Source organism: Streptomyces sp. NPDC057654, from assembly GCF_042800135.1.
In the GTDB taxonomy this organism is placed as follows: Bacteria; Actinomycetota; Actinomycetes; order Streptomycetales; family Streptomycetaceae; genus Streptomyces.
In genome coordinates, this window is record NZ_JBHVHQ010000293.1 from 1 (window position 1) to 2,489 (window position 2,489).

Annotated in this window: 3 protein-coding genes and 1 pseudogene; 1 reads left to right on the top strand and 3 read right to left on the bottom strand. The window is 71.8% G+C overall.

The genetic code is table 11. The annotated features are described in order from the left end of the window. The 3 genes from ACFU99_RS21570 to ACFU99_RS21580 all read right to left on the bottom strand — a co-directional run. A partial coding sequence (locus ACFU99_RS21570; protein WP_384394364.1) for a histidine kinase occupies nt 1-684 on the bottom strand: 684 nt, incomplete at its 3' end. A gap of 173 nt (nt 685-857) precedes the next feature. Beyond that, nucleotides 858-1,136 carry a hypothetical protein gene (locus ACFU99_RS21575; protein WP_384394366.1) on the bottom strand — a complete coding sequence of 93 codons (279 nt, stop codon included), beginning with the start codon at nt 1,134-1,136 and terminating at the stop codon, nt 858-860. A gap of 51 nt (nt 1,137-1,187) precedes the next feature. Further along, a complete protein-coding gene (locus ACFU99_RS21580; RefSeq protein ID WP_384394368.1) occupies nt 1,188-2,009 on the bottom strand; it encodes a PspA/IM30 family protein in 822 nt (273 codons plus the stop codon). Nucleotides 2,010-2,312: 303 nt separating this feature from the next. Between ACFU99_RS21580 and ACFU99_RS21585 the strand changes: the two are divergent. Then, nucleotides 2,313-2,489 (top strand): annotated as a pseudogene (locus ACFU99_RS21585) (DUF3043 domain-containing protein); the annotation flags it as partial.

Below are 2,489 nucleotides of genomic sequence, written 5' to 3' on the forward strand. Positions count from 1 at the left end.
GTCCATGACGTGCGAGGCCACCCCGGCCTGGACGTTGACGAGCGCGATGTGGTGGGCGACGACGTCGTGGAGTTCGCGGGCGATGCGCAGCCGTTCCTCGGCGACCCGGCGGCGGGCCTCCTCGTCGCGGGTCCGCTCGGCCCGTACGGCGCGCTCCTGGATCTCGGCGACGAAGGCGCGGCGGCTGCGCACGGCGTCGCCCGCGGCGGCGGCCAGCGCGGTCCAGGCGAAGACGCCGAAGTTCTCCTGCGCGTACCAGGGGCGGGCGCCGAAGGCCATGACGGCGGCGGTCAGGACGCCGACGGCGAGGGCCGCGATCCGCCAGGCGACGGTGCGGCCCATGCCGGAGGCCACCGTGTAGAGCGCGATGACGACGGCCACGGTCACCTGGCCGTACGGCTTGTCGTGCCGGGTGACGACGACCTCGATCACCGTCAGCAGGACGGTCGCGGCGAGCACGGCGCGCGGGGCGCGGCGGCGCAGCACCAACGTGCCGCAGGCGAGGGTGGTGAACAGCACGAACACGATGCTCAGCGGGAAGCGCCGGGCGTGCGGTCCGGCGGCCGTGCCGAGCAGGGCGGTGGCGAGGACGAGGGCGGCCAGCAGGGCGTCGGCGGCCAGCGGGTGCGCTCTCAGCCACTGGCGGGCCCGGCAGAGCCACGGGGCCGTGGTGAGGGGGGTCACGGGTTCCAAAGTACGGGGTGCCGAAGTACGGGGTGCCGCGCCGGGGCCCGTACCACGCGCGCCCCCGTCCCTCGGCGAGGGCGGGGGCGCGGGCGGTGCTGGAGTCTTCTTGCGCAGCCGTGCGGCATGGCCGCGGGCCGCGTCCCGTACGGGCGCGGACGCGTGGCCGGACGTCAGCCCGGGATGAGGCCGTCGTCGCTGAGCATCTGACGGACCTCGTCCAGGGAGGCGTCCTCGGCGGGGAGGATCAGCTCGGACGGTTCCAGGGCGTCGTCGGGGAGCGGCGAGCCGAGCCGCCGCACCGCGTCGAGCAGGGCGGAGAGGGTCCGCCGGAAGCCTTCCTCGTCGCCGCTCTCGATCTCCTCAAGCAGCTCGTCGTCCAGCTTGTTCAACTCGGTGAAGTGGCTGTCGGCCAGCTGCACCTGCCCCTCCCCCATGATCCGTACGATCACGACGGTCTCCCTTGTTCAGCGCTCGGAGGATCTCGAAGAGGCTTATCCCGGCTACTGCTTGTCGAAGCGCGGCGCGTCCTGCGGCTGGGCCGACTGGCCCTGCCCGGCGCCGCCGGTCGCTCCTGCTCCTCCTGCTCCCCCCTCGATGGCCTGCTTGCCGGCGCCGCTGCCGCCCGCCAGCTCGGCCTTCATCCGCTGGAGCTCCAGCTCCACGTCGGTGCCGCCGGAGAGGCGGTCCAGCTCCGCGGTGATGTCGTCCTTGGCGGTGCCGGTCGGGTCGTCGAGCGCGCCGGAGGCGAGCAGCTCGTCGATGGCGCCGGCGCGGGCCTGCATCTGCTGGGTCTTGTCCTCGGCCCGCTGGATGGCCATGCCGACGTCGCCCATCTCCTCGGAGATGCCGGAGAACGCCTCCCCGATGCGGGTCTGGGCCTGGGCCGCGGTGTACGTGGCCTTGATGGTCTCCTTCTTCGTGCGGAAGGCGTCGACCTTGGCCTGGAGCCGCTGGGCGGCGAGGGTGAGCTTCTCCTCCTCGCCTTGCAGCGTGGTGTGCTGCGTCTCCAGGTCGGTGACCTGCTGCTGCAATGCGGCGCGGCGCGACAGCGCCTCGCGCGCCAGGTCCTCGCGACCCAGCGCGAGGGCCTTGCGGCCCTGGTCCTCCAGCTTGGAGGACTGACCCTGCAACTGGTTGAGCTGCAATTCCAGGCGCTTGCGGGAGGTCGCCACGTCGGCGACGCCGCGGCGCACCTTCTGCAACAGCTCCAGCTGCTTCTGGTAGGAGTAATCGAGGGTCTCGCGCGGATCCTCGGCCCGGTCCAGGGCCTTGTTGGCCTTGGCGCGGAAAATCATCCCCATACGCTTCATGACACCGCTCATGGGCCTCGCGCGCCCCCTTCTGACGGACTACGGACTCCAGCATCTATCAAGACCCCACAGTACGGGCCCTGCATCCATTACCGCACTGTTCAGCCCCGGATGCGCTCCTCCTACAGGACGATCACAAGGTCGCCGCTCTCCGGCCCAAGGAGTAGGTGGGCGTCAGGGAGGGTGCGAAATGACCGGAAAGGGCGAGGTGAGGGCGGGGAGAACGGCGGGAAAAGCGCCGTTTCACCCTCTTTGAGGGGCCGGTCCCGGCGGAGCGGGGCGCGGACGCCCGTTGCCGGATCGTTCCCCTCGGGGCTGGGGCTCACGCATCCGCACCACGTACCCTTGGGTTTTGTGTTCCGAAGCCGTTCGAAGGATGAGCAGGCCGCCGCCACCAAGGTGACCGCGGACCAGCCCCAGCAGCCCCGTGACCCGCAGGCGCCCAAGGGCCGCCCGACCCCGAAGCGCAGCGAGGCCTCCTCGCAGCGCCGC